Origin of the sequence: Halomonas sp. 707D4 (assembly GCF_024158685.1) — a bacterium.
In the GTDB taxonomy this organism is placed as follows: domain Bacteria; phylum Pseudomonadota; class Gammaproteobacteria; order Pseudomonadales; family Halomonadaceae; genus Vreelandella.
Genome location: NZ_JAMZBD010000493.1, coordinates 1 through 2,228, shown reverse-complemented (window position 1 = coordinate 2,228; position 2,228 = coordinate 1). Strand labels below are relative to the sequence as shown.

Below are 2,228 nucleotides of genomic sequence, written 5' to 3'. Positions count from 1 at the left end.
GCTCAAGAGACCGTGCAGCATGCCGGCCACGAAGGTGTCGCCGGCGCCGACGGTATTGGCCGCCTGCAGCCTGGGCGGCAGCGCCTGCCAGGCGCCTTGGGCGTTGACCCAGAGCACCCCGTCGGCGCCGGCGGAAAGCAGCGCCTGCTCGATGCCGGCCGCGTGCAGGCGTGCCGTGGCCGCCAGGCGCGACTCGAGACTTTCGAGCGCCTCGCCCGCCCAGTCGGCAAGCTCCAGTTCGTTGGGCTTGACCGCCTGGGGGGCGGCGGCGATGGCGCGAGTCAGCGCCGCGCCGCTGGTATCCACCCAGAGCGGCACGCCGGTGGCCTCGAGGCGGGCCAGAAACTCGCCGAAGCCGTCGACATCGAGCCCCGGCGGCAGGCTTCCCGCAACCAGTAGCGCGTCGAGCGGCCTTTCAGCCATAGTCGTCTCGACGGCTTCGAGCAGGGCCTGCATGGCCGCCGCATCCACCGCGATGCCGGGGCCGTTGATGTCCGTCACCCGGCCGCTCGCTTCGGCCAGCTTGGCGTTGATGCGGGTGTCGCCGGGCAGGCGCAGGAAGGCGTCCGTCACCCCCAGCTCCGCGAAGGCGCGCTTGAACAGGGCGTCGTTGTCGGCGCCGAGAAAGCCGCCGACGATCACCTCGTGACCGAGCCCCGCCAGCACCCGGGCCACGTTGACCCCTTTACCGGCGGCCTCGAGCTGGGCGTGATGGGAGCGGTTGACCGCGCCGGGGGCCAGCTCGTCGAGGGCGAAGGCCAGATCAAGGGCCGGATTGAGGGTCACGGTCATCACACGCGCCATCAGTTCGCCTCCAGCGCGTCGCGCACGGCATCACTGGTCGACTGGGCCAGCGCCCGCCGGGCGCTCTCGCGGGCATCATTAAGGTCGAACTCGCGCAGCCGCGCCTTGACCAGCGGCACCTGACGGGCGCTGACCGAGAGCTCGTCGACACCCAGGCCCACCAGCACCGGGATGGCGACGGCGTCCGAGGCGAGCTCGCCGCACACCCCGACCCATTTGCCCTGGGCGTGGGCGGCCTCGACGGTCATCTGGATCAGGCGCAGTACCGCCGGATGCAGGCCATCGGCCTGGGCGGAGAGCACCGGGTGGCCGCGGTCGATGGCAAGCGTATATTGGGTCAAGTCGTTGGTGCCGATGGAGAAGAAGTCCACCTCGGCGGCCAGGCTGGGGGCGAGCAGGGCACTCGATGGAATTTCGATCATCACGCCGAGCTGCACGTCGGTGGCGCGCTCGTCGGCGGGAATCTCGACCATGAGTCGGTCGAAGATCGCCTTCACGGTACGAAACTCCGCCACGTCCTTGACCATCGGCAGCATGATGCGAAGCGGGCACGCCAGGCCATCCTCGCGCGGGGCGCCGGCCAGCAGCAGCGCGCGCAGCTGGGTCTCGAGCACGCCGGGCTCGGTCAGCGCCAGGCGAATGCCGCGCAGGCCCAGAAACGGGTTGTCCTCCTGCGGCACCGGCCAGTAGGGCAGCGGCTTGTCGCCGCCGACATCCAGGGTACGCGCCACCAGCGGACGCCCGGCCAGCGCCTCGAGCGCCTGGCGGTACTCATTGGTCTGCGTGGCGAGATTCGGGGCGCTCGAGTGCGCCATGAACAGGAATTCGGTGCGCAGCAGGCCCACGCCTTCGGCGCCGCGCTCGACGGCATCCGCCGCGTGCAGGGTATTGCCCAGGTTGGCCGCCACCTCGACCGGGTGGCCGTCGCGGGTCGCTGCGCGCTCGAAGCGCCGCGACCAGGCGTTGGCCTCGCGCTCCTCGAGGGCGCGCAGGGTCTGTCTTGCCCGCGTCAGGCGCTCTTCGCTCGGCGACGGAATGATCCGACCGCGCTCGCCGTCGAGAATCAGCGTGCTTTCATTGTCGAGCGCCATCACCGCGCGACCGGCACCGACCACCGCCGGAATGCCGAGGGCGCGGGCCAGGATCGCGCTATGGGCGGTGGCGCCGCCGCGCTCGGTGAGCAGCCCCTTCACCTTGGCAGTATCGAGGCGCGCCACGTCCGACGGGCCGATGTCCTCGGTGACCAGGATGTAGGGGTGCGCCGGCGGTTCGGGCAACTCGATATGGCACAGCACGCTCAGCACCCGGCGGCCCACGTCGCGCAGGTCCGCCGCGCGCTCGGCCAGCAGCCGGTCGGCGAGCATCTCCTGGGCGTGAGCGGCGGTGTCGATCGCCTCCCACCAGCCGGCTTCCGCCGAGCGGCC

The 2,228-nt window shown here is 71.4% G+C and carries 2 protein-coding genes; both read right to left on the bottom strand.

Annotated features, from left to right (window positions below):
• The coding region (locus BIS11_RS15700; RefSeq protein WP_253586504.1) for a 1-phosphofructokinase family hexose kinase at positions 1-804 on the bottom strand (804 nt) is incomplete at its 3' end.
• On the bottom strand, positions 804-2,228 hold a 1,425-nt coding region (gene ptsP / locus BIS11_RS15695), incomplete at its 5' end, for a phosphoenolpyruvate--protein phosphotransferase (RefSeq protein WP_253586503.1). The genes BIS11_RS15700 and ptsP, both read right to left, overlap by 1 nt.